Origin of the sequence: Paraburkholderia sediminicola, from assembly GCF_046030555.1 — a bacterium.
GTDB lineage: Bacteria > Pseudomonadota > Gammaproteobacteria > Burkholderiales > Burkholderiaceae > Paraburkholderia > Paraburkholderia sediminicola_E.
In genome coordinates this window covers 21,774-45,407 of sequence record NZ_JAQQCH010000018.1, presented here as the reverse complement: position 1 = coordinate 45,407, position 23,634 = coordinate 21,774, and the positions used below count along the sequence as shown (strand labels likewise).

The 23,634-nt window shown below is 61.9% G+C and carries 22 protein-coding genes; 6 read left to right on the top strand and 16 right to left on the bottom strand.

Going from position 1 to position 23,634, the window contains the following annotated elements; genetic code table 11:
- The first annotated feature begins 92 nt into the window (after positions 1 to 92).
- The gene (locus tag PQQ52_RS23835) at positions 93 to 1,343 is read left to right on the top strand and encodes an Hsp70 family protein (RefSeq protein WP_408216708.1); all 1,251 of its coding nucleotides are present in this window, start codon (positions 93 to 95) and stop codon (positions 1,341 to 1,343) included.
- Positions 1,344 to 1,454: 111 nt separating this feature from the next.
- Here the strand turns inward: PQQ52_RS23835 and PQQ52_RS23830 are convergent, their stop codons facing one another.
- On the bottom strand, positions 1,455 to 1,658 hold the full coding sequence (locus tag PQQ52_RS23830) for a cold-shock protein (RefSeq protein WP_060858913.1): 204 nt from the start codon (positions 1,656 to 1,658) through the stop codon (positions 1,455 to 1,457).
- Positions 1,659 to 2,140: 482 nt separating this feature from the next.
- Here PQQ52_RS23830 and PQQ52_RS23825 point away from each other — a divergent pair, with 482 nt between their 5' ends.
- The gene (locus PQQ52_RS23825) at positions 2,141 to 3,736 is read left to right on the top strand and encodes an APC family permease (protein WP_408216706.1); all 1,596 of its coding nucleotides are present in this window, start codon (positions 2,141 to 2,143) and stop codon (positions 3,734 to 3,736) included.
- A 144-nt stretch (positions 3,737 to 3,880) separates the two neighbouring features.
- Here PQQ52_RS23825 and PQQ52_RS23820 read toward each other — a convergent pair whose 3' ends face one another.
- From PQQ52_RS23820 to PQQ52_RS23790, 7 genes are all read right to left on the bottom strand, one after another.
- Positions 3,881 to 4,666, bottom strand: coding sequence for a DODA-type extradiol aromatic ring-opening family dioxygenase (locus tag PQQ52_RS23820; protein ID WP_408216703.1), 786 nt, complete (start codon positions 4,664 to 4,666; stop codon positions 3,881 to 3,883).
- Positions 4,667 to 4,802: 136 nt separating this feature from the next.
- A complete protein-coding gene (locus PQQ52_RS23815; RefSeq protein ID WP_408216700.1) occupies positions 4,803 to 5,402 on the bottom strand; it encodes a UbiX family flavin prenyltransferase in 600 nt (199 codons plus the stop codon).
- 50 nt (positions 5,403 to 5,452) lie between these two features.
- On the bottom strand, positions 5,453 to 5,764 hold the full coding sequence (gene grxD, locus PQQ52_RS23810) for a Grx4 family monothiol glutaredoxin (protein ID WP_408216697.1): 312 nt from the start codon (positions 5,762 to 5,764) through the stop codon (positions 5,453 to 5,455).
- Positions 5,765 to 5,870: 106 nt separating this feature from the next.
- Positions 5,871 to 6,722 carry a peptide chain release factor N(5)-glutamine methyltransferase gene (prmC, locus tag PQQ52_RS23805; protein ID WP_408216694.1) on the bottom strand — a complete coding sequence of 284 codons (852 nt, stop codon included), beginning with the start codon at positions 6,720 to 6,722 and terminating at the stop codon, positions 5,871 to 5,873.
- Positions 6,723 to 6,728: 6 nt separating this feature from the next.
- Positions 6,729 to 7,811: a peptide chain release factor 1 gene (gene prfA, locus PQQ52_RS23800; protein ID WP_408216691.1), complete on the bottom strand. Its 1,083-nt coding sequence runs from the start codon at positions 7,809 to 7,811 to the stop codon at positions 6,729 to 6,731.
- 122 nt (positions 7,812 to 7,933) lie between these two features.
- Positions 7,934 to 9,220, bottom strand: coding sequence for a glutamyl-tRNA reductase (gene hemA / locus PQQ52_RS23795; RefSeq protein WP_408216689.1), 1,287 nt, complete (start codon positions 9,218 to 9,220; stop codon positions 7,934 to 7,936).
- 62 nt (positions 9,221 to 9,282) lie between these two features.
- Complete coding sequence (locus PQQ52_RS23790; RefSeq protein WP_408216686.1) at positions 9,283 to 9,993, bottom strand: response regulator transcription factor; 711 nt, start codon at positions 9,991 to 9,993, stop codon at positions 9,283 to 9,285.
- Positions 9,994 to 10,218: 225 nt separating this feature from the next.
- Between PQQ52_RS23790 and PQQ52_RS23785 the strand changes: the two genes are divergently transcribed.
- Genes PQQ52_RS23785 through PQQ52_RS23775 form a run of 3 tightly spaced genes read left to right on the top strand, consistent with a single transcriptional unit; the run spans position 10,219 to position 12,964 of the window.
- Positions 10,219 to 10,473, top strand: coding sequence for a hypothetical protein (locus tag PQQ52_RS23785; protein WP_408216684.1), 255 nt, complete (start codon positions 10,219 to 10,221; stop codon positions 10,471 to 10,473).
- A 19-nt stretch (positions 10,474 to 10,492) separates the two neighbouring features.
- Positions 10,493 to 12,307, top strand: coding sequence for an aminopeptidase P family protein (locus PQQ52_RS23780; protein WP_408216681.1), 1,815 nt, complete (start codon positions 10,493 to 10,495; stop codon positions 12,305 to 12,307).
- Between the two features lie 33 nt (positions 12,308 to 12,340).
- The gene (locus PQQ52_RS23775; protein WP_408216678.1) at positions 12,341 to 12,964 is read left to right on the top strand and encodes an HAD family hydrolase; all 624 of its coding nucleotides are present in this window, start codon (positions 12,341 to 12,343) and stop codon (positions 12,962 to 12,964) included.
- Between the two features lie 69 nt (positions 12,965 to 13,033).
- Here PQQ52_RS23775 and PQQ52_RS23770 read toward each other — a convergent pair whose 3' ends face one another.
- From PQQ52_RS23770 to ugpB, 7 genes are all read right to left on the bottom strand, one after another.
- Positions 13,034 to 14,155 (bottom strand): DUF748 domain-containing protein, encoded by a 1,122-nt coding sequence (locus tag PQQ52_RS23770; protein WP_408216676.1) that lies wholly within the window; start codon positions 14,153 to 14,155, stop codon positions 13,034 to 13,036.
- A 337-nt stretch (positions 14,156 to 14,492) separates the two neighbouring features.
- Positions 14,493 to 16,157: an energy-dependent translational throttle protein EttA gene (gene ettA / locus PQQ52_RS23765; protein ID WP_074282079.1), complete on the bottom strand. Its 1,665-nt coding sequence runs from the start codon at positions 16,155 to 16,157 to the stop codon at positions 14,493 to 14,495.
- 234 nt (positions 16,158 to 16,391) lie between these two features.
- Positions 16,392 to 16,691: a DUF3761 domain-containing protein gene (locus PQQ52_RS23760; RefSeq protein WP_408216673.1), complete on the bottom strand. Its 300-nt coding sequence runs from the start codon at positions 16,689 to 16,691 to the stop codon at positions 16,392 to 16,394.
- Positions 16,692 to 16,746: 55 nt separating this feature from the next.
- On the bottom strand, positions 16,747 to 17,835 hold the full coding sequence (locus PQQ52_RS23755; RefSeq protein ID WP_408216671.1) for a sn-glycerol-3-phosphate import ATP-binding protein UgpC: 1,089 nt from the start codon (positions 17,833 to 17,835) through the stop codon (positions 16,747 to 16,749).
- A 91-nt stretch (positions 17,836 to 17,926) separates the two neighbouring features.
- On the bottom strand, positions 17,927 to 18,772 hold the full coding sequence (gene ugpE / locus PQQ52_RS23750) for a sn-glycerol-3-phosphate ABC transporter permease UgpE (protein ID WP_408216668.1): 846 nt from the start codon (positions 18,770 to 18,772) through the stop codon (positions 17,927 to 17,929).
- Entirely contained in the window at positions 18,769 to 19,653 is an 885-nt protein-coding gene (gene ugpA, locus PQQ52_RS23745) for a sn-glycerol-3-phosphate ABC transporter permease UgpA (RefSeq protein WP_408216665.1), read from the bottom strand. The genes ugpE and ugpA overlap by 4 nt, the downstream gene beginning before the upstream one ends.
- Before the next feature lie 71 nt (positions 19,654 to 19,724).
- A complete protein-coding gene (ugpB, locus tag PQQ52_RS23740) occupies positions 19,725 to 21,050 on the bottom strand; it encodes a sn-glycerol-3-phosphate ABC transporter substrate-binding protein UgpB (RefSeq protein WP_408216662.1) in 1,326 nt (441 codons plus the stop codon).
- Between the two features lie 314 nt (positions 21,051 to 21,364).
- Here ugpB and PQQ52_RS23735 point away from each other — a divergent pair, with 314 nt between their 5' ends.
- Complete coding sequence (locus PQQ52_RS23735) at positions 21,365 to 22,339, top strand: glycerophosphodiester phosphodiesterase family protein (protein ID WP_408216659.1); 975 nt, start codon at positions 21,365 to 21,367, stop codon at positions 22,337 to 22,339.
- Positions 22,340 to 22,447: 108 nt separating this feature from the next.
- Here the strand turns inward: PQQ52_RS23735 and ychF are convergent, their stop codons facing one another.
- Positions 22,448 to 23,542 (bottom strand): redox-regulated ATPase YchF, encoded by a 1,095-nt coding sequence (gene ychF, locus PQQ52_RS23730; RefSeq protein ID WP_408216656.1) that lies wholly within the window; start codon positions 23,540 to 23,542, stop codon positions 22,448 to 22,450.
- Positions 23,543 to 23,634: the final 92 nt, after the last annotated feature.

Below are 23,634 nucleotides of genomic sequence, written 5' to 3'. Positions count from 1 at the left end.
CCCGGAAAGCGTCAGTTGATGCTGATTGGGCTTTCGTGATACAAAGCCGCTCCCCTTTCTGTCCGCGCCAGCCGTGAGCGGCGATTCCTGCCATGAACTATTGCGCGATTGATTTCGGTACTTCCAATTCGGCTGTGGCCGTCCCTGACGGCGCTGCGCTTAGGCTTGCGCCAGTCGAGGGCGCCTATACGACGCTGCCGACCGCCGTCTTTTTCAACACCGACGAGAACACCCGTGAGTTCGGGCGCTCGGCGCTGGCGGCGTACATCGACGGTTTTGACGGCCGTTTGATGCGCTCGATGAAAAGTATTCTCGGCTCGCCGCTCGCCGAAAATTCGACCGATCTCGGCGACGGCTCGGCGATCAAGTACACGGACATCATCGCGATTTTCGTCGACCACCTGAAGCGCTCGGCCGAGAAGAGCGCCGGCGGACCGATCAGCCGCGCCGTGTTGGGCCGCCCGGTATTCTTCGTCGACGACGACCCGCGCGCGGACCAGATGGCACAGCAGCAACTCGAAGCCGCGGCGCGTTCAGCCGGTTTGCGGGAGATTCACTTTCAGTATGAGCCGATCGCGGCCGCGTTCGACTACGAATCGCATCTGACAGAAGAAGGACTCGTGCTGGTGGCCGATATCGGCGGCGGTACGTCAGACTTTTCGCTGGTGCGGGTGGGGCCGGAGCGGGTGACGCGCGTCGAGCGGAAAGACGACGTGCTGGCTCACCACGGTGTGCACGTTGCAGGCACCGATTTCGACCGCCGCGTTGAACTGGTGACGATCCTGCGCGAACTCGGCTACCAGACGCTCGACCCCGAAGGCCGCGAGATTCCGAGCCGTATCTATTTCGACCTGGCGACCTGGCACCTGATCAACACCGTCTACGCACCGAAGCGCGTCAGCGAACTCGCGCTCATGCGGCATCTGTTCATCCAGGCCAGACATCACGATCGCCTGATGCGCGTCGTGGAGCGCCGCTTGGGGCATGCGCTGGCGGCCCATGCGGAAGAGGCGAAGATCGGCGTGGCGGCGGGTGGTGAGACCGTGATCGACCTCGACGAGGTGGAAGACGACCTGCGGCTCGCTTTCGACGAAGCGCAACTCATCAAAGCGGGTCAGGACGAGACGCAGCGCATCGTGCAGGCGGCGCGCGATACGGTGCAGGCAGCCGGCGTTGTCCCGCGCGACGTCAACGCGATTTATTTCACGGGTGGCTCGACTGGATTGGCGTTTCTATCGAGTGCATTGGCGGCGGCATTTCCGGATGCCAAAGCAGTATTTGGCGACCGTCTTGCCAGTGTCGCGACAGGTCTCGGTATTCACGCGCGACGTCTGTTTGGATAACCCCGCTATCCAATCGCATACTGTGGAGATAATCGCCGTATGCAATGGCGATGGATATAAAAAACCCCGCCGAGGCGGGGTTTTTTTGCGTCCAGAAGGAAGCGTGCTTGCTTACGCCGGCTTGATGTTAGCAGCTTGCTTGCCCTTCGGGCCCGTCTTCACTTCAAACGTAACCTTTTGGTTTTCTTGCAGCGTCTTGAAGCCTTCCGTGCGGATTTCCGAGAAATGCGCGAACAGATCTTCGCCACCGCCGTCCGGCGTGATGAAGCCAAAGCCCTTTGCGTCATTGAACCACTTGACGGTACCGGTTTCCATATTACTTGTTCCTAAAGATGGTAAATAAGGCCGAAGCCCAATGGGTGCGCATGAAAATCAAGGAAGGGGGTAATGGGACCAACCGGAGTACCGTTGATGGGCGAACTACGAAAGACCAATTCACTCGCCGCTTGAAATCCTGCCCGAACGTTATACGGCCATTTTGGGCCAAGGTCAACACTCCGGGCCGAACTTTACGATTTTTTGATGGATTGGCGCAAAAGTTGCTTACAAAGCTTGCTATTCGCCCGAGAATTTTGCTAGGGAGAACCCTTGGTTTTGCTGCAACGTACGGGTGCAACCGTTAAACTACGCGCCGCGCGTCGGTTGCACCTGATCAGATTGAGCCGTCGCGTATGCATGCGCGTCACCCGTCTCCAGCGCCACAAGCGTTGTCGCGCGGTGCCGACATGGTCTGCTGCAACTCGCATGGGACCGGAGTAAGTGCCAAAGCACTCACTCCGGCCGACACAGGAGAAGATGTGAAAAGTTCTATACAACGGAACATCGGACCGGTCGCGTTACTGCTGACCGGCTTGGGTTCGATCATAGGATCGGGCTGGCTGTTCGGCGCGTGGAAAGCTGCAAAAATTGCCGGGCCGGCTGCCATTTGTGCATGGATCATTGGGGCGGTCGTGATTCTCGCGATTGCATTGACGTACGCAGAACTCGGCGCGATGTTCCCCGAGTCCGGCGGCATGGTGCGTTACGCGCGCTATTCGCACGGTGCACTGGTCGGTTTCATCAGTGCATGGGCCAACTGGATTGCCATTGTCTCGGTGATTCCAATCGAGGCTGAAGCATCCATTCAATATATGAGTACGTGGCCGTATCCATGGGCGCATGCGCTATTCGTGGACGGGTCATTAACGACCAACGGGCTATTGCTGTCCGCGGCGCTCGTGATCATTTACTTCCTGCTGAACTACTGGGGCGTGAAACTGTTCGCGCGCGCCAATTCGGCGATCACGATCTTCAAGTTCCTGATTCCGGGTGCGACGATCCTCGGCTTGATGCTGACGGGCTTCCACAAGGAAAACTTCGGTGAAGCGAGCACCTTTGCGCCGTACGGCTGGTCGGCTGTGCTGACGGCAGTGTCGACGAGCGGTATCGTGTTCGCCTTTAACGGTTTCCAGAGCCCGATCAACCTTGCGGGTGAAGCGCGCAATCCGGCCAAGAGCGTACCGTTCGCGGTGATCGGCTCGATCCTGCTGGCACTGGTGATCTACGTGCTGCTGCAGGTCGCGTATATCGGCGCGGTGAGCCCGGGCGACGTGATGAAGGGCTGGAGCCACTTCAACTTCGCTTCGCCGTTCGCGGAACTGGCGATTGCGCTGAACCTGAACTGGCTGGCTATCCTGTTGTACGTCGACGCGTTCGTCAGCCCGAGCGGCACCGGCACGACCTACATGGCCACCACCACCCGCATGATCTACGCCATGGAGCGCAACAACACGATGCCGAAGATGTTCGGCAACGTGCACCCGTTCTACGGCGTGCCGCGTCAGGCGATGTGGTTCAACCTGCTGGTGTCGTTCATTTTCCTGTTCTTCTTCCGCGGCTGGAGCTCGTTGGCGGCGGTGATCTCGGTCGCGACCGTGATCTCGTACCTGACCGGCCCGATCAGCCTGATGGCATTGCGCCGTGCGGCGACGGATCTGGAGCGCCCGTTGCACATTCCGGGCATGAAGATCATTGCACCGTTCGCGTTCGTGTGCGCGTCGCTGATCCTGTACTGGGCAAAGTGGCCGCTGACCGGCGAAATCATTCTGCTCATGGTCGTTGCGCTGCCGGTGTACTTCTACTTCCAGGCCAAGTCGGGTTTCGGCGGCTGGGGGCGTGATCTGAAGGCCGCATGGTGGCTCGTGGCCTACCTGCCGGTGATGGCGATCCTGTCGCTGATCGGCAGCAAGGAATTCGGCGGCCGTGGCGTCCTGCCGTATGGCTGGGACATGGTGGTCGTGATCGTGTTCTCGCTGGTGTTCTACTACTGGGGCGTGCATAGCGGCTATCGTTCGGAATACCTCGAAGAGCGTCAGACGCACGACGAAGTGCTCGAAGGCATGGGCGTACATTAAGTTGCTGCGTTGAGTCTTCCGCCGGATCATCCTGATCCGGCATGGTACGAAAAAAGCCCGCCTGGTTGCTCAGGCGGGCTTTTTTGTTTGCGACGGTGCTCAGATCCTGTTTCGGCGCGCCGATGGCGCTGGGTTAGCGTTGAATCAGGCCGTGCCGAACACGTAATTTGTCATGGCGAGCGAGCGCTGGTAGGTTCCGAGCGACTGGATCGCCAGCGAATAATCGTCGTCTGCCGCGCCCAGCGCCGCGAATACGGGCAGCAGGTGCTCGTCGGTCGGATGCATCAGCACGGCGTGCGGTGCCTGACGGCGGTAGTCGAGCAACGCGTCGATGTCGTGCGCGGCGAGCTTTGCTTCGAACCAGTCGGTGAATTCGGCCACGCGCGGGTCGGCGTCTTCCGGGCGCGCGGAAAAGTCGGCCGCGCGCAGGTTGTGCGTGATCTGGCCCGAGCCGATCACCATCACGCCGTCGTCTTTCAGTGAGCGCAGCGCACGACCCACACGGAAGTGATGAGCGGCATCCTGGTGCGGCTGGATCGACAACTGCGCGACCGGCACGTCGGCTGCCGGGAACATCAGCAGCATCGGTACCCACGCGCCGTGGTCGAGCCCATGCGGCTGGGCGTTGGCGCGGATGCCGTGTTCACCGAGCAGCACGGCGGCACGGCGCGCGACATCGGGCGCACCCGGAGCCGGGTATTGAATCTCATACAACTGGCGCGGGAAGCCGTAAAAATCGTGGATGGTTTCTGGCGCGGTGGAGGTGCTCACCTCAGGCTGGGCTGTGCCCCAGTGGGCCGACAGCATTAGCACGGCTTCAGGACGCGGCAATTGCGCCGACAATACGCCGAACTCGGCGGACGGCAGGGAAGGGTCGATTGGCAGCGTGGGTGCGCCGTGGGAAAGGAAAAGCGACGGTAAGCGATTCATGGCAGCAACGCCGCCGCAGGGATGCGGCGCGGAAGTGGGGTTGCTATTAATATAAGTCCGTACCGACGTTTGATAAACGGGTGAAAACGGAATTGATTGTGTCGCGGGTGTTATTAATCGAGATCCCGCGGGTGCGCTATTCCTGCGCGTCGCGCAATCCTTGCCACGCCGGCGACAAAGCCGGCCCAAGCGCGAAGAGATCCAGCACGCGCGCCACCGTGTGATCGACCATTTCGTCGATCGAGGCGGGGTGGTTGTAGAAGGCAGGCAAAGGCGGGAAGATCACACCGCCCATTTCGGTCACGGCCGTCATATTGCGCAGATGCGCGAGATTGAACGGCGTTTCGCGCACGAGGAGCACGAGTCGGCGGCGCTCTTTGAGCGTGACGTCGGCGGCGCGGGTGATCAGATTGTCGGAAAAGCCATGTGCGACGCTGGCGAGCGTCTTCATCGAGCAGGGTGCGATCACCATGCCATCGGTCGCAAAAGAGCCGGACGCAATGCTCGCGCCGACATCGCGCACCGAATGAACGACATCCGCGAGCGGATGGATGTCTTCTTTGCTCAACTGGAGTTCGTGCTGGATATTGAGCCAGCCTGCGCTCGAAATCAGCAGATGGCTCTCGACGCCGCCCAGTCTGCGCAACGTCTCGAGCAACCGGATGCCGTAAATGGCGCCGGTTGCGCCGGTGATCGCGACGATCAGCCGGCGTGGCGCCACAGCGCGTGTTTCCATGGCTCGCGGCGCCTTGTCAGAGGACGGCAAACGTTCGGACAACGGGCCGCTTAGGCCGCGGCGAACAGCTGCTGCAGTTCGCCGGATTCGTACATTTCCATCATGATGTCCGAGCCGCCGACGAATTCGCCCTTCACGTAGAGCTGCGGAATGGTCGGCCAGTTCGAGAACTGCTTGATGCCCTGGCGGACTTCGTCGTCTTCGAGCACGTTGACGGTTTTGATTTCGCTGACGCCGCACGCCTTCAGAATCTGGATGGCGCGGCCGGAAAAGCCGCACATCGGGAACTGAGCGGTACCCTTCATGAAGAGCACGACGTTGTTTTCGTCGACGATTTGCTTGATGCGTTGTTGCGTATCCATGACTGACCTTGCGGTTCCGTTATGTGTAGGGAATAGGCTGAAATGATAGCGGATTTCGGTACGACCGGCCGAGGGCCGCTTTGTCACCCTTGGCGATTGAGGCCATTCATCGAGGTCCACTGTGCAACAGGCCGCCGCTGATTCGCTCGATGCCGGCCAGATCCTGCTCCGAGCGGACTTGCTCAAAACCTTGCGCCGTCAGCAGGCCGCGTACGGCTTCCGCCTGATCGTACCCGTGTTCGATCCACAATACGCCGTTGGTCGCCAAACGGGCGGGCGCCCCAGCGATGATCGCGCGGATCGCGCTGAGTCCGTCGGCCTCGTCGGTGAGCGCGCCGCGTGGTTCGAAGCGCAGATCGCCTTCCGACAAGTGCGGATCGCCGCTCGCGATATACGGCGGATTGCTGACGATCACGTTGAAGCGCAATGCTGCGTCGAGCGAGCCGTACCAGTCGCTTTGCTGCAATGCCACTGCACCGCCGGGGCGTTTGCTATCCAGCAGACGTGTGGCGTTGCGTGTGGCTACCGCCAGCGCTTCGGCAGAACGGTCCAGTGCCCAGACCTGCGCGTCGGGCCGCGTCGACGCAATCGCCACGGCAATCGCGCCGGTGCCGGTGCCGAGATCGAGCACGGCCGGCCTTGCGATGTTTTCCATTGCCGCCAACGCCGTTTCGACCAGCAATTCGGTTTCTGGACGTGGAATCAGCACGTCCGGTGTCACTTCGAAATCAAGCCCAAAAAATTCGCGCGCGCCGACCAGTTGCGCCACCGGTTCACCGGCGACACGCCGCGCTTCCAGCAACCGGTATCGGTCAACTAGCGTGCCGTCGAGCGTTTCGTCGCTGCGTGTAATCAATTGCGTATGTCGCCAGCCGAGCACGTGCGTGAGCAGAATCCGCGCTTCGAGCGGCGGCAGTGGCGAGGCGCGTAACAGCGCAGAGGGCGTGACCGGATCCATCCGCGCTTAGTCCGCGTCGCCCAGCGATGCCAGCAACTCGGCCTGATGCTCGCTGACGAGAGCCGCAATCAGTTCGTCGAGATCGCCGTCCATGATTGCGTCGAGGCGATACAGCGTCAGATTGATCCGGTGATCCGTCAGACGCCCTTGCGGGAAGTTGTAGGTGCGAATCCGCTCTGAGCGATCGCCCGAGCCAATCAGGCTCTTGCGCGTGGCGGCTTCCTTCTGCTGCTGCTCGTGCGACTGCTTGTCCTTGATGCGCGCGGCCAACACCTTCAGCGCCCGATCTTTGTTCTTGTGCTGCGACCGGTCGTCCTGACATTCGACGACGATCCCCGTCGGCAAGTGTGTGACGCGCACGGCCGAGTCGGTTTTGTTGATGTGCTGCCCGCCCGCACCGGACGCGCGGAACGTGTCGATGCGCAGGTCGGCAGGATTGATCTCGACCTCGCCGATTTCGTCCGCTTCCGGCATCACCGCGACCGTGCATGCCGACGTGTGAATGCGGCCCTGCGTTTCAGTGGCCGGCACGCGTTGCACGCGATGGCCGCCCGACTCGAACTTGAGCTTGGAGTAGGCCGCTTCGCCGGCGATCCGCACGATCACTTCCTTGTAACCGCCCAGATCCGATTCGCTCGCCGACATCATTTCCACCTGCCAGCGATTGCGCTCGGCATAGCGCAAGTACATGCGCAGCAAATCGCCCGCGAACAGCGCCGATTCGTCGCCACCTGTTCCGGCACGGATTTCGAGAAAGATGTTGCGATCGTCGTTCGGGTCTTTCGGCAGCAGCATTTTCTGCAATTCGGCGCCGAGTTTTTCCATCCGCTCGCGCGCCGCGCGGATTTCCTCTTCCGCGAAGTCGCGCATCGACGCGTCCGCCAGCAGTTCCTGCGCGGTCGCCGCGTCGGTCATTGCGTGGCGCCACAGCGCGTAGTGCTCGACGACCGGCCCGAGCTCGGCGTGCTCACGCGTGAGCTTGCGGTATTGGTCGAGATTCGAGGTGATGTCCTCGCGGCTCAATAGGTCGTTCAGTTCGGCCAGCCGGGTAGTGAGCTGGTCGAGCTTGCGTTGCATGCTCGTTTTCATCGGACGGGTATCGGAGCGGGCTCCGGCAAAGACGACGACTAGGGAAGTGGGCAGATGCCCTGGTCAGAAGCACGTCGCGGGCCACTCGGGGCAGCGCGGACGATGCGGCAGTGGTTGCGCCGCTAACGCTCCGTAGAACCGGAGTGTTTGTAGAAGCCGCCCATCAACTCGATGAGCGTGTCACGGTTCTCGCTGCTCGCGCGATTGAGCGCGTGCGTGGGGCCGTGGATCAGTTTGTTGGTGAGCGATTGCGACAGAGCTTCGAGCACCGCTGCCGGGTCGTCGCCGCGCGCGAGCATTTTCTGCGCGCGTTCGACTTCGGCGCGACGCAGCACGTCGGCCTGCGTATGCATGTGACGGATCACCGGCACGATGCTGCGCGCGTCGAGCCATTGCATGAAATTCTGGACACGCGTTTCGATGATCGCTTCGGCCTGGGCGACCGCGGCTTGCCGCGACGCGTTGCCTTCGCGCACGATCGAGCCGAGGTCGTCGACGGTGTAGAGAAACACGTCTTCGAGCTGGCCGACTTCGGGTTCGATATCGCGCGGCACGGCCAGATCGACCATGAAAATCGGGCGGTGACGGCGCGCCTTCACCGCCCGCTCGACGGCGCCCAGACCGATGATCGGCAGCGTGGAAGCGGTGCACGACACGATGATGTCGAACTCATGCATGCGCGCGGGCAGTTCCGACAGCGGAATGGCCCGGCCGTTGAAACGTTCGGCGAGGCGGCTGCCGCGCTCGGCCGTGCGATTCGCGACCACGAGTTCACGTGGCTGCTGCGCTGCGAAGTGCGTAGCGCACAACTCGATCATTTCGCCCGCGCCGATGAACAGCACGCGCTGATTCGAGACCTTGTCGAAAATCCGCTGGGCGAGCCGCACGGCGGCTGCCGCCATGGAAACCGACTGCGCGCCGATTTCGGTCGTGCTGCGCACTTCCTTCGCAACGGCGAAGGTGCGCTGGAACAACTGGTTCAGATAAGTGCCAAGCGCGCCGGCTTCAGACGCCGTGCGCACCGCATCCTTCATTTGTCCGACGATTTGCGTCTCGCCGAGCACCATCGAATCGAGGCCCGATGCGACGCGGAACGCGTGGCGCACGGCTTCTGACTGCGGCAGCGCGTAGACATGCGGCGCGAGTTCGTCGATGGGCAGATTATGGTACTTCGAAAACCACTGGATCGCGGCTTCACGCGCGGCCTGGTCGTCGGTCGCGCAGTAGAGTTCTGTGCGATTGCAGGTGGACAGGATTGCCGCTTCCGGCGCCGTGCGGGCGGTGCGGCCAAGCCAGATGCTCTTGAAGGTGTCCAACGCAGGCTTGATCTGTTCGAGCGGAAACGCCACGCGTTCGCGCAAGGCGACAGGCGCAGTGTGGTGATTGATTCCGATCGTTAGAAGCTGCATATGGGGAGCTATGGTTTAGCCCAATATTATAGCGTTTTCACCATTCTTACATTGTGCGCGCGTCATTTGGCCTCCACAACGGCCTCCGGCGGGATCGCGTCGAGCTGATAGCCATAGCCGTAGAGCGGTGTCAGGCAATAACCATGCTCCGGGCGCAATTGCAGTTTGGTCCGCACGCGCGATGCATGGGTGTCGACGGTGCGCGACTTTACGTCGCGGCGGCGTGTCCAGACGGTTTCGAGAATGTGGGCGCGGGACACCGGCCGTGACAGATTGGTAAATAGCAGCAACGCAAAGCGGAATTCCTTCGGCGTCAGCGCGACCGTGTGGCCACGGAAAGTAACGGCAAAGCGCGCCGCGTCGAACGCATACTCGCCGATCGTGTCGCGCCGCCGGTTGGGCGGTCGCCGCAGGCTCGCGCGTCGCAGCAGTGCGTCCACTCTGGCCAGCATTTCCGGGCCGCGGACCGGTTTGGTCAGGCAGTCGTCGGCGCCGGCGTGCAGCGCGGCAACGATCTGGCTCTCGCGTGGCTCCGACAGCAGCACGATCACCGGCAAGCTCGGCAGGATGGCGCGGGCGCGTGGGATCAAGTCTTCGGCGGAATGGTCGCCGGCCCAGCCGTCAGTGATGAGAAGATCGAAGAACTCGTCGGCGGCGCGATCCAGGAACGGGGCGCTCGCGGTGAAATGCTGGCACATATGACCGCCGGCAAAGATCAGCCGGCCGACTAATGTGGCGTGCCGAAGGTCCGGCTCGATAAGGGCGATTCGCATGGCGCGCTTTCAGCTTGGCAATAATCGAGGACTGGGACTCTCCGTAAGGCTTACAGCTTGCCTAACATCACCCCGACCCCTAAACTCAACCGCTATGCGGAAAGCGCCGTGCTGAACCTCTATAGTTAATGAGACAAAAATGCTAGCTGCCCAAGCCTCCGGCGCCCATGAGACGAATCTGAATCTGCGCGAGACGAATCTGAAACCGCGCCAGACCTGCCGCTGATGGGGTGGCCTGGAATCCTGGTGCTGGGGGCGGTGATCGGCCTGGCGGGATGGTGGCTGCATCCGCTGCGCCGTTCGAGCCGTGCCCGATGGTGGGTCGCGCTACTGGCCGGCTTGCTGGGCGCGGGTGTTGCGCGCATGGCGGGCAACGTGGTTGGTCTCTTTCATGATGGCGGTTTGCTCGAATGGCCGGTCTGTACCGCCATCGCGCTGGTCGCTGTTGCCGTGACGGTCGGCTTGCTTTCCCGTCGATGAATACTTGCAGGTGACCTTGATGAATGCCCGACTCCCCGAAACTTCCTCCATCCCTGAACGACTCGCGACATTGCGCAATGCGATGGCGCGCGAAGGTGTAACCGCTTATCTGGTACCGTCCGCGGATCCGCATCTTTCCGAATATCTACCCGGGCGCTGGCAAGGCCGGCAGTGGCTTTCGGGGTTCACCGGATCGGCCGGCACGCTGGTCGTGACCGCCGATTTCGCCGGCGTGTGGACCGACAGCCGCTATTGGGAACAAGCCAACGCGCAGTTGGCCGGCACCGGCGTTCAGTTGATGAAGATGACCGGCGGCCAGCAGACCGTGCCGCATTTCGAATGGCTTGCGCAGAACGTCGCGACCGGTGGCACGGTTGGCGTGGACGGCGCGGTGCTCGGTGTGTCGGCGGCGCGTGCTTTGAGCCAGGCGCTCACCGCGTATGGCGTGAAACTGCGCACCGACGTCGATCTGTTCGACGCGATCTGGCCGCAGCGTCCGTCGCTGCCCGCCGCCGCCGTGTTTGAGCACGCCGCGCCGCACGCGAGCGTCGCCCGTTCGGACAAGCTCGCGCAGATTCGCCGCGCGATGGCGGAAAAGGGCGCGCAGTGGCACTTCATTTCCACGCTTGACGATCTTGCATGGCTTTTGAATCTGCGCGGCGCCGACGTCAGCTACAACCCGGTGTTCGTGGCGCACGCGCTGGTCGGTCAGGAGAGCGCGTCGCTCTTCGTCGCCGACGGCAAGGTGCCGCAAGCGTTGGCCGATGCGCTCGCGCGTGACGGCATCCGTGTCGAGCCGTATGCAAAGGCGGCCGACGCGCTGGCCGCGCTGCCGGCCGGCAGCACGCTGCTGATCGACCCGCGCCGCATTACGTATGGCTCGCTGCAGTTGGTGCCGTCCACGGTGAATGTCGTCGAGGCGGTCAATCCGTCCACGTTCTTCAAGTCGCGTAAGACGGAGGCAGAAGCGGAGCACGTGCGCGAGACGATGGAACAGGACGGCGCAGCACTCGCCGAGTTCTTCGCGTGGTTCGAAGGCGCGTCGGGGCGTGAAACGATCACTGAACTCACGATCGACGAGCGCCTGACGGCAGCCCGCGCGCGCCGTCCGGGCTTCGTATCCCTGAGCTTCGCGACGATCGCCGGCTTCAACGCGAACGGCGCGATGCCGCACTACCGCGCGACCGATGATGCGCATCTGGTGATCGAGGGCAATGGCCTGTTGCTGATCGATTCGGGTGCGCAGTATCTGAGCGGCACGACCGACATCACCCGCGTCGTGCCGGTCGGCACCATCAGCGAGGCACAGCGGCGCGATTTCACGATCGTGCTGAAAGGCACCATGGCGCTGTCGCGCGCGAAGTTCCCGCGCGGCATCCGTTCGCCGATGCTTGACGCGATCGCCCGCGCGCCGATCTGGGAAGCCGGTGCCGATTACGGTCACGGCACGGGGCACGGTGTGGGCTATTTCCTGAACGTGCACGAAGGCCCGCAGGTGATTTCGCACTACGCGCCGGCCGAACCATGGACGGCGATGGAAGAAGGCATGATCACCTCGGTCGAGCCGGGCATTTACCGGCCGGGCAAGTGGGGCGTGCGGATCGAGAACCTGGTGCTGAACGTGCCTGCGGAGAAAACCGAGTTCGGCGATTTCCTCAAGTTCGAAACGCTGACGCTGTGCCCGATCGACACGCGTTGCCTCGACCTGTCGCTGTTGCGTCACGACGAGCGCGCATGGCTCAACGCGTATCACGAAATGGTGCGCACGCGCCTGTCGCCGCATGTGTCGGGTGAGGCCAAAGCGTGGCTGGAGCTGCGCACACAGCCTATCTGATCGCGTCGCCACGATCTTACTGACGGAGAGAGCATGGCCATCAAGGCAGTCGTGTTCGATTTCGGCGGCGTGCTGATCGACTGGAGCCCCGAGTATTTGTATCGTCAGCTGATTCCTGACGAAGCGGAGCGCCGCTGGTTTCTGACGCACGTCTGTTCGATGGACTGGGTGATCCGTCAGGATGGTGGCCAGCCGATCGTCGAAGCAACAGACGAATTGATCGCGAAATTTCCCGATCACGCGCCGTTGATCCGCGTGTTCTACGAGCGCTGGCACGAGATGGTGGCCGGCGTGCTGCAAGAGGGCGTGGCGATCATGGAAAAGCTCGAAGCCGCCAATGTGCCGCTTTTCGGGCTGACCAACTGGTCGGCGGAGACGTTTCCCTATGCCTGGGAGCACTACCCCGTGCTGCGGCGGTTCCGCGACATCGTCGTATCGGGCAGGGTGAAGCTGGTAAAGCCTGACCCGGCGATCTTCGCGGAAATGCGCCAGCGGATCGAGGCGCAACTGCCGGGCATCCGGCCGGCCGAACTCGTCTTTATCGACGACAACCTAAAAAACGCCGAGGCCGCAACGGCGCTCGGCTGGCACGGCGTGCATCATACGGACGCTGCGCAAACCGAAGCGACATTGCGCGAGCTGGGGTTGCCGGTTTAAGCGCTGGAGACCGGTTAAAGCGACGACGCGGCGCGACTTCGCTTTAACGGCGCCGCCGCCCTCGCTCGTCTACTGACCGAGCAGATTCTTCAACGCGTTACCCAATCCTTTCACTGTCTCCCCAGCGCCCTTCGCCACGCCTTCGACGCTCACGCCCATCGATTTCGCGAACCCGGCGCCGAGGCGCGTCATCAGACTTTCCTGCACGGAAAACTTCGGATCGCGCAAATTCCCATCGAGCACGAAATGCAGCGTGATGTCGCCGTTATGCGTCTTGAGCGCCGCGATGGCGGCCTTGGTCGGGATCGACATGAAGGTGTCGAGCGGGTTGTCGCTGTCGGCGAGTTGCAAATGGTGGATCGTCACCGTGCCAGGCGCGTGCAGCTGATAGTTGCGCACCGTCGAATCGACCGTCAGATCGACTGTGCCGCCGGTCACTTGCGCCTTTGCGCCCGTTTTCTTCAGCAGGTACGGATCGAGCATCACGACATCGACGTCGCGCAGTTTGCTGGTGGTCTGCGAATCCTTGCTGGCGATCTTGATCCACCCGTCGAACGAAACGGTGCCCGTGTGTGTCGGGCCCTTGATTGAGCCAGTGACGCTGACGTTGGTTGGTTCGGTGAGTGCGGGCAGATGCAGGTGGTCGACGGTCGCGTTGGCGTTGCTGACTGTCACTTTGAATGCCGGCGAACCGACCGTCATGTCGTAGAAATGGAAGTTGCCTTGCTCGAAGCTGATGTGATCGATCAGTTTTTCGCGGGGAGCGGTTGCCGCTACGCCGCTGGCGTCGTCGTCGGACTTGTTCACGGATTGCCGCAGATTCGGCAGCAGGCGGATCCCGCCATCCTTGGAGCGCAGTACTGCGAGGTCGAAGCCGCGCACCACTACGCTACGAATATGCATGCGCCGCTCGAGCAGATCGCGAATATCGGGCGTGAGCGTGATTTCGTCGGCACGTAGCGGATCACCGGCGGGCCAGCCGGGCGGCGCTTTGAGCAGAACGTTGGTGAGATGGACGGAGGTGAGGCCGACCCGGATGCTTTCGGCACTGCCTAATGGGCCGAGCGCCGCAATCACCCGCTCTTTGACTTCGCGCTGCGCGAACTGCAGCGCACCGACCGCGACGACGATCAGCACCAGCAGCACGCCGCCTATCGCAACGGCCCAGCGCTTGCCCTTCGACATCGCCATGCTTGCCTCCTCGTCGCCGCGCTGTGCGCGGCGTGGATGTGATTGGCCTGAGCGTGCGCCGGTTGAACGCACATTGGTTTTTTGATGTGGCGGAGTTGCCGCTTCCCGCCGGGACGACGTGTATCACGCCGTGGCACGCAATGCGTGTGCCCTACCGTCCATCCGGCAAACGCAGGACGTTTCCGGCGTATGCCATGAAAAGCAAAATGACCGGCTAATCGACCGGCAAAGCGGCCGACCAGGCGGTCAGTAAAGCGGTCAGCAATTCTGTCAGCAAGAAAACGACCCGCAAAACAGCCCGCTCATCGACCGACGAGCGGGCTGCAAAGCTCGCGATTTATCGCGCAATCGGCTTGTAACGCAGACGCTTCGGACGTGCAGCTTCTTCACCGAGGCGTGCGCGCTTGTCCGCTTCGTATTCCTGGTAGTTGCCGTCGAAGAACGTGATTTGCGAATCGCCTTCGAATGCGAGGATGTGCGTCGCGATCCGGTCGAGGAACCAGCGATCGTGCGAGATCACCATCACGGAGCCGGCAAACTCGAGCAACGCGTCTTCCAGAGCGCGCAGCGTTTCGACGTCGAGGTCGTTCGACGGTTCGTCCAGCAGCAGTACGTTGCCGCCCGCGATCAGCGTCTTCGCCAGATGCAGCCGGCCGCGTTCACCGCCCGACAGATTGCCGACGGTCTTCTGCTGGTCGCCCCCCTTGAAGTTGAAGCGGCCGATATACGCACGCGACGGCGTTTCGTACTTGCCGACCGTCAGCACGTCCGCACCGCCGGAGATTTCTTCGAACACCGTCTTCGAGCCGTCGAGCGCGTCGCGGCTTTGATCCACGTACGCGAGCTTGACCGTCGGACCTTGCACGATTTCGCCCGAATCCGGTTGTTCGCGGCCGGTCAGCATGCGGAACAGCGTCGACTTACCGGCGCCGTTCGGTCCAATGATGCCGACGATCGCGCCCGCCGGAATCTTGAAGCTGACGTCGTCGAGCAGCAGACGGTCGCCATACGACTTGCTAACGTTCTTGAACTCGATCACTTCATTACCGAGGCGATCACCGACCGGGATGAAGATTTCCGAGGTTTCATTGCGCTTCTGGTAGTCCTGGCTGTTCAGTTCCTCGAAGCGGGCAATACGCGCCTTCGATTTCGCCTGACGACCCTTCGGGTTCTGGCGCACCCACTCCAGTTCTTTCTTGATCGCCTTCTGACGCGCCGATTCCGACGACTCTTCCTGCTTCAGGCGCTCTTCCTTCTGGTCGAGCCAGCTGCTGTAGTTGCCTTTCCAGGGAATGCCGTGGCCGCGGTCGAGTTCGAGAATCCACTCGGCGGCGTTATCGAGGAAGTAGCGATCGTGGGTCACGGCGACGACCGTGCCCGGGAAGCGGGTGAGGAACTGTTCGAGCCAGTCGACCGATTCCGCGTCCAAATGGTTGGTCGGTTCGTCGAGGAGCAGCATGTCCGGCTTTTCGAGCAGCAGCTTGCAGAGTGCCACGCGACGCTTTTCGCCACCCGACAGGTGCTCGATCTTCGCGTCCCATGCCGGCAGGCGCAGCGCGTCGGCGGCGATCTCGATCTGCTGTTCGGCGCTGCCGTCGGTGGTGGCGAGAATGGCTTCGTACTTTGCCTGCTCCGCCGCGAGCGCGTCGAAGTCGGCGTCCGGCTCCGCGTAGGCGGCGTAGATTTCGTCGAGTTTCTTCTGCGCGCCGAAGACGTCGCCGAGACCTTCTTCGACCGCTTCACGCACCGTCTTGGTCGGATCGAGTTGCGGCTCTTGCGGCAGATAGCCGATGTTCAGGTTCGGCATCGGCGTGGCTTCGCCTTCGATATCTTTGTCCACACCGGCCATGATGCGGATCAGCGTCGACTTGCCCGAGCCGTTCAGGCCGAGCAGGCCGATCTTCGCGCCGGGGAAGAACGACAGCGAGATGTCTTTCAGGATTTGACGCTTGGGCGGCACGATTTTGCCGACCCGGTTCATGGTGAAGACGTATTGGGCCATTTGCTTGCAATAGACGTTGACGACGCCGGCCGCGTGGGGGCGGGCGGTCGTGGGTGGATGGGTAATCGGTGTGTTGGCCGGGCAGTGCGCCCGGCGCCGGCCGGCGCGGCGTTGAGCGCGGCGTCGAACTTCGCGACGCCCCGCGCGCGGGCGGGTGGTCCAGGTGGCATTGTACTTCGGGGCGGGGGTGGGGCGGCAACGCGAATGGAAACGGGGCGGCTCGCCGCCCGCTCATTACAACCAGTCCGATACGCCGCCGTGCCGTGAGCAGGTGCCGCTGCGATGCCGGCTGAAACTGTAGGTGCCGTCCCGGCAGTGTGCGGTCGCGCCGTCTGGCGCCTTGCCCGATAGGGAGCGCGCTGGCGCGTGCACCGTGTTGCCGTCGCGATTGGTGTAGGTGTTGTGATTGCTGAGGTTCGCTTCGTCGGGCGACGTTCCGGGCGCGACGTAGGCGAACGCAGAGGTCGCGGTGAAGAGAAGCGCAGCGGTGAGCGCCGCTGTGCGGCGCAAGCAGTGGAGGGCGATGCCTTGCATGGTCTTAAAGTCTTTATTGTTTTTGGGTACGTCGGGTTCGGCCGAGGCGGGGGCGTCAGTTCACGCGCCGTCCCGTCGACAGATCGAAGAAATGCAGATGGTGCGCGGGCAGCGCGACTTGCAGCGCTTCGCCTGCTGCGGGGCGATGCGTGTGCGGCAGCCGCACGGTCACGTCGTGCTTGCCCCAACGGCCGTGCGCGAGGTTGTCCGCGCCGAGCAGTTCGCAGGAATCGACGGTCAGCGTCGCATGAGATGCGTCAGCTTGACCCGGTGTCATGTGCTCCGGACGAATGCCGAGCGTCCATTCGCGGCCCTTCGCAACTTCCCGGCCGATCGACGCCGCGCCTGTGAGCGGCAGCTTGGGTCCGTTGCCCGCTACCTCGAATGTAGAACCATCATCCGACACCCGGCCTTCCAGCAGATTCATCCCCGGCGAGCCGATGAAGCTCGCGACGAACACCGTCGCCGGCCGCTCGTAGACCTCGGTCGGCGCGCCGATCTGCTCGGCGTGACCCTTGTTCATCACGATCACGCGTTGCGCCAGCGTCATCGCTTCGATCTGATCGTGCGTGACGTACAGGCTGGTGGTGGCAAGCCGCGCATGCAGGCGCTGGATTTCGAGGCGCATCTGTACCCGTAAGCGGGCATCCAGATTCGACAGCGGCTCATCGAACAGAAACACAGCCGGCTCGCGCACGATCGCACGGCCCATCGCGACGCGTTGCCGCTGACCACCGGACAACTCGCGCGGCTTGCGTGCGAGCAGCGGTTCAAGCTCGAGAATCTGTGCCGCGGCCTGCACGCGCTTCGTAATCTGTGCACGATCGACGCCCGCGATCTTCAGCGCATAGCCCATGTTCTCGGCGACGCTCATATGCGGATACAGCGCGTAGTTCTGGAACACCATCGCGATGTTGCGATCCTTCGGCTCCAGTCGATTGACCACCTTGCCGGCAATCGAGATGGTGCCTTCGGAAATGCCTTCGAGCCCGGCCACCATCCGTAGCAAGGTCGATTTGCCGCAACCCGACGGGCCGACCATCACGACGAACTCGCCGTCCGCGACGTCTACGTCGATGCCGTGCAACACGAACTGTTTGCCGTCGTAGGTCTTTTTAACGCTTTGCAGAGTCAGTGCAGCCATGCTGTTTTAGCCTTTTCGTTGCTTGCCGCGTTTGCTACGCCTCGCGCGGTGCGTTCTATTCCAATCCACGAGCACGCCCAAAAGGAGCAGCTCATTTCTCTGAGTCCACCAGTCCGCGCACGAACCAGCGCTGCATCGTCAGCACGACGGCGAGCGGCGGCAGCATGGCGAGCAGCGTCGCGGTCATCACGAGATGCCATTCGGTCGCGGTGTCGCCAGACGCGATCATGCTTTTGATGCCGACCACAGCCGTGGTCAACGATTGCTGGCTTGTAATCAGGATCGGCCATAGATACTGATTCCAGCCGTAAATGAACGTGATGACAAAGAGTGCCGCCATGTTCGTTTTCGACAGCGGCAGTACCACGTCCCAGAAGAACCGCATCGCGCCGGCGCCGTCGATGCGCGCCGCTTCCATCAATTCGTCCGGCAGGGTCATGAAAAACTGGCGGAACAGGAACGTGGCGGTGGCCGAGGCAATCAGCGGCAAGGTTAAACCGCTATACGTATTGCTCAGATGCATCGACGACACGACCTGCACGGTCGGGAAAATACGCACTTCGACCGGCAGCATCAGCGTGATGAAGATCAGCCAGAACGACAGATTGCGAAACGGAAAACGGAAAAACACGATCGCGTACGCGGAGATCATCGAGACGGCGATCTTGCCGATCGAAATCACCAGTGCCATCACGAGACTGTTGAACAGCATGCGGCCGAACGGCGCCGCCGCATTGCCGCTGCCATGCGACCAGACAGTCGCGATGTTCTCGAACAGATGGGTGCTCGGCACCAGCGACAACGGCACGCTGAACACCTCATGCTCGCTCATCGTCGCCGCGCAAAACGCGACGTACACTGGAAACACCACCAGCACGACGCCGAGAATCAGCACCGCATGGCAGAAGAGGTCGAAACCGCGTCGGTTCTCGATCATGAGTATTGAACCCTGCGTTCGATGAAGCGGAATTGCACCACCGTCAACGCGATGACGATCACCATCAGGATGACGGACTGCGCCCCCGAGCTGCCGATGTCCAGCCCCTGGAATCCTTCGGCGAAGATCTTGTAGATCAGCGTACGGGTGGATTGCGCCGGGCCGCCACCGGTGGCCGCGTCAATCACCGGGAAGGTGTCGAAGAACGCGTAGGTAATGTTGATCACCAGCAGGAAGAAGCTGGTCGGCGACAGCAGCGGCAGTGCGATGCCGAAGAAACGCCGCACCGGGCCGGCGCCGTCGATCGCTGCCGCTTCGATCAGCGAACGCGGAATCGCCTGCAAGCCGGCATAGAAGAACAGAAAGTTATAGCTGACCTGTTTCCATACGGAAGCCAGCACGACCAGAAACATCGCCTGTCCGGAATTCAATGCGTGATTCCACACGATGCCGTACTTCGCGAGCGTATAGGTGACGAGGCCGATGCTCGGGTTAAACAGGAACGACCACAACACGGCGGCGATCGCGGGTGCAACCGCATACGGCCAGATCAGCAGTGTCTGATAGGCTCTCGCGCCGCGCGTCACGCGATCCGCGCAGACTGCCAACAAGAGTGATATCACCAGCCCCGACACCGTGACGAGCGCGCAGAAAATCAACGTCGTGTTGAACGACGACAGATAAAGCGGATCGGCGAATAACTGCTTGAAATTGGCGAGGCCGACAAATTCGCTCGACGTGCCGAATGCGTCCTGGCTCTGCGTGGACTGCCACAACGCTTCGCCTGCCGGCCACAGGAAGAACAGCAGCGTGATCAGGAGTTGCGGCGCGACGAGCAGGTAGGGCAGCACGCTGGTGCCGAAGCTGGAGCGCTTTTCCATCGAAAATCCCCAAGGTTCTGCTGCACCATCGGGTTTCGGCGCGAGCGCACCGAAACCCGGCTGGCGAGTACTTAATTGCCGGCTTTCTCGAAGCGGCGCAGCAACTCGTCGCCTCGCGACACGGATGAATCGAGCGCCTGTTGTGGCGTCTTTTTGCCTGCCCAGACCTGCTCGAGTTCTTCGTCGATGACGGTGCGGATCTGCGGCATGTTGCCAAGACGCAAGCCCTTCGTGAACGGCAGCGGCGGCTTGTTGAGCATCTGTTTGATCGCCGTGTCGCTGCCCGGGTTCTTCTCGTAGAAGCCTTGCTGCTGCGTCAGTTGATACGCGGCGGTCGTGACCGGCAGATAGCCCGTGTCCTGATGCCACTTCGCGGCAACCGGCGCCGACGACAGATACGCCAGGAATTTCGCCACGCCCTTGTAGACAGCCGGGTCTTTGCCCGAAAGCACCCACAGACTGGCGCCACCGATGATCGCGTTCTGCGGCGCACCCTTCACGCTCGCGTCGTACGGCATCATGCCGGTGCCAAAATTGAATTTGGCGTACTTCTTGATCGTGGCAAGCGAGCCCGACGAGTTCGTGATGATCCCGCAGTCGCCGCTATAGAACTTCGACACCGGTTCGTCTTTGCGGCCGACGTACGTGAAGGTGCCTTCCTTCTGCATGTTCTGCAGGAACTGGATGTGCGCGACCTGCAGCGGCTTGTTGAATTCGAGCTGCGCGTCGAGGCCGTCGAAACCGTTGTTCTTCGATGCGAACGGCGCACCGTGCCAGGCGCTATAGTTTTCGAGCTGGATCCAGCTTTGCCAGCCCGACGAATAGCCGCATGCCATGCCCGACGCCTTCAGCTTCTGCGCGTCCACCTGCAATTCGGCCCAGGTTTTCGGCGGCTGATTCGGATCGAGCCCTGCTTTCTTGAAGGCGTCCTTGTTGTAGTACAGCACCGGCGTCGAGCTATTGAACGGCATCGAAATCAGTTCGCCGGTTCTGGCGTCGCTGTAATAGCTCGCGATGGTCGGCACGAAGGCCTTTTCGTCGAGCGGCACGCCGGCTTGTTTGAACACTTCCGAAACCGGGATTACCGCCTTTTTCGCCTGCATCATCGTGGCGGTGCCGACTTCGTAGACCTGCAGAATGGCGGGCGCGTTGCCGCTACGATAAGCGGCAATGCCGGCGGCGAGAGTCTGGTCGTAGGTGCCTTTGAACACCGGCACGATCTTGTAGTCGCTTTGAGACGCGTTGAACGCGTTGGCGATGTCGTTCAGACGCTCGCCAAGCGCAGCTTCCATGCCGTGCCAGAACTGGATTTCAGTGGCGGCGTGGGCTGCCTGGCTAATGCCGAAGCTCAATACGGCGGCAACGGAAAGCGAACGGAACAGTGGCTTGCAACGCATCGATTTGTCTCCTGATCGGAACGGGCGCGGATGGGAATCGCGCGATTCTAGTTGTGTTCGATGACAGTCCGGCGTCGGCCGCTGGGCGGGAGCCCGCAGTTGACAGGTGCCGAATGCCGCAATTTAACATCGGCTGTCATGAAACGGAAACAATAGGCGTCTGAAAGCCCGATTTTGCGCGAGGTCATGCCCAGACGCAGGCCGCAGGTTGCCGCTGCCTGGATGCGGGCATGATGGATGGGGAAGCGGGACGTGCTTTGCTTTGCGCGATCGTCCGCGGTTTGGATCACCGTGTTTATTAATCAGGATTCCAGATGCTGAGTTCGTCGCGATTGGCGGTTTGCGGGTCGATAGCAAGTCTTGCGCTCGCAGGGTGTGCGTTCACGCCCGTCACGACGGAGGATGGGCCGGCGCCGATGACATCGTTGCCCAGGATCGTCGCGCATCGTGGCGGGACAGGCGACGCGCCCGAAAACACGCTCGAAGCGATTCGCCAGTCGATCGCGCATCATGCCGACACAATGTGGCTCACGGTTCAGATGAGTCAGGACGGCGTACCGGTGTTGTACCGTCCGGTCGACTTGTCGGCGTTGACCGACACCAAGGGGCTGGTGTCCACATTCACGGCGGCACAGCTCGCGCGCGTGAACGCCGGCTGGAATTTCCGCCGAGGCGACGCGTATCCCTACCGCGATCATCCGGTCGGTATTCCGACGCTTCGCGAAGCGTTGCAAGTCATCCCAGCAGCCATGCCGATCATCCTTGATATGAAAGCGCTGCCCGCCGCGCCGCAAGCCCAAGCCGTGGCGCGGGTGCTGGACGAAGAAAACGCGTGGTCGCGCGTGTCGATCTATTCGACCGACGCGGACTATCAGCAGAGCTTCGCCGGGTATCCACAGGCGAAGCTGTTCGAGTCACGCGATGCGACACGTGGGCGGCTCGTGCGGGTATTGCTGAATCAGGGCTGTGTGGACGCGCCTGCCGAACACACAATGACAGCATTTGAACTGCATCGCGCGATGGCGGTGGTGGAGACGTTCACTTTGGGCGAAGGCCGTTCCGACGTGAAGGCAACGCTGTGGACGCCCTCAACCGTGGCCTGCTTCCGGCAAAGGCCTGATGTTCGGATCGTGGCGATTGCGGTGAACAATGCGGACGATTATCGGACGGCAGCGTGTCTGGGGATCGATGCCGTGCTAGTGGATTCGCCATCGCAAATGGCGGCTGTCAGGGATGGCATCTCGATGCCGCTCCAGTGCGCCGCAGCTAATGCAGCGGCCACGCGTTAAAACAAAAAACCCGCTTTGAGCGGGTTTTTTAGGGAGATGCTGCGGCGCGGTGCTTGATGTTCGTCTGGCATATTTTGCCAATTACGCGCTGCGCGCCGAGGCCAAGCCTCAGACGTTGAACAGGAAGTTCATCACGTCGCCGTCGTGCACGACGTATTCCTTGCCTTCCGCACGCATCTTGCCGGCTTCCTTCGCGCCTTGCTCACCCTTGTAGGTGATGAAGTCATTGAACGCGATGGTCTGCGCGCGAATGAAGCCGCGCTCGAAGTCGGTGTGGATCGCGCCGGCTGCCTGCGGTGCGGTATCGCCAACGTGGATCGTCCACGCGCGCACTTCCTTCACGCCTGCCGTGAAATAGGTTTGCAGGCCTAGTAGCTTGAAACCCGCACGAATCACGCGGTTCAGGCCCGGCTCTTCCATGCCCATGTCGGCGAGGAACACTTCCATATCCGCTTCTTCGAGGTCGGCGATTTCCGCTTCGATTGCCGCGCACACGGCGACGACCGGCGCGCCTTCGGCTGACGCGAACTTCGTGACTGCGTCGAGGTGCGGGTTGTTGTGGAAACCGTCGTCCTTCACGTTGGCGACGTACATGGTCGGCTTGGCGGTGATCAGGCAGAACGGCTTGAGCGTGGCCTTTTCTTCATCCGACAGATCGAGCGCGCGGACCGGCTTGGCCTGGTCGAGCTGAGCGCGCACTTTTTCCAGCACCGCTGCGTTTTTGATGGCTTCCTTGTCGTTACCCGACTTGGCGGCTTTCGAATAGCGCGACAGCGCCTTTTCGACAGTCGCAAGGTCGGCCAGCGCCAACTCAGTGTTGATCACCTCGATATCCGACAGCGGATCGACCTTGTTCGCGACGTGGATCACGTTTTCGTCTTCGAAGCAGCGCACGACGTGGGTGATCGCGTCGGTTTCGCGAATGTTCGCGAGGAACTGGTTGCCCAGCCCTTCGCCCTTGCTCGCGCCAGCCACGAGGCCGGCGATATCGACGAATTCCACCACGGCCGGCAGGATGCGCTCGGGCTTGACGATTTCGGCGAGCGCCTTCAGACGCGCGTCCGGCACCTCGACGATGCCGACGTTCGGCTCGATCGTGCAGAACGGATAATTTTCGGCAGCGATGCCCGCCTTGGTCAGCGCATTGAACAGGGTGGACTTGCCGACGTTAGGCAGGCCGACGATGCCGCATTTGAGGCTCATGGAAATCCTTCAGTGAATCAGTAAGTTGCGTGATGCGCTCGACGCTGTGTGCGGGATTCGAAAAGCCTTCGCGCTTGGCGTGGCGGAGGAAG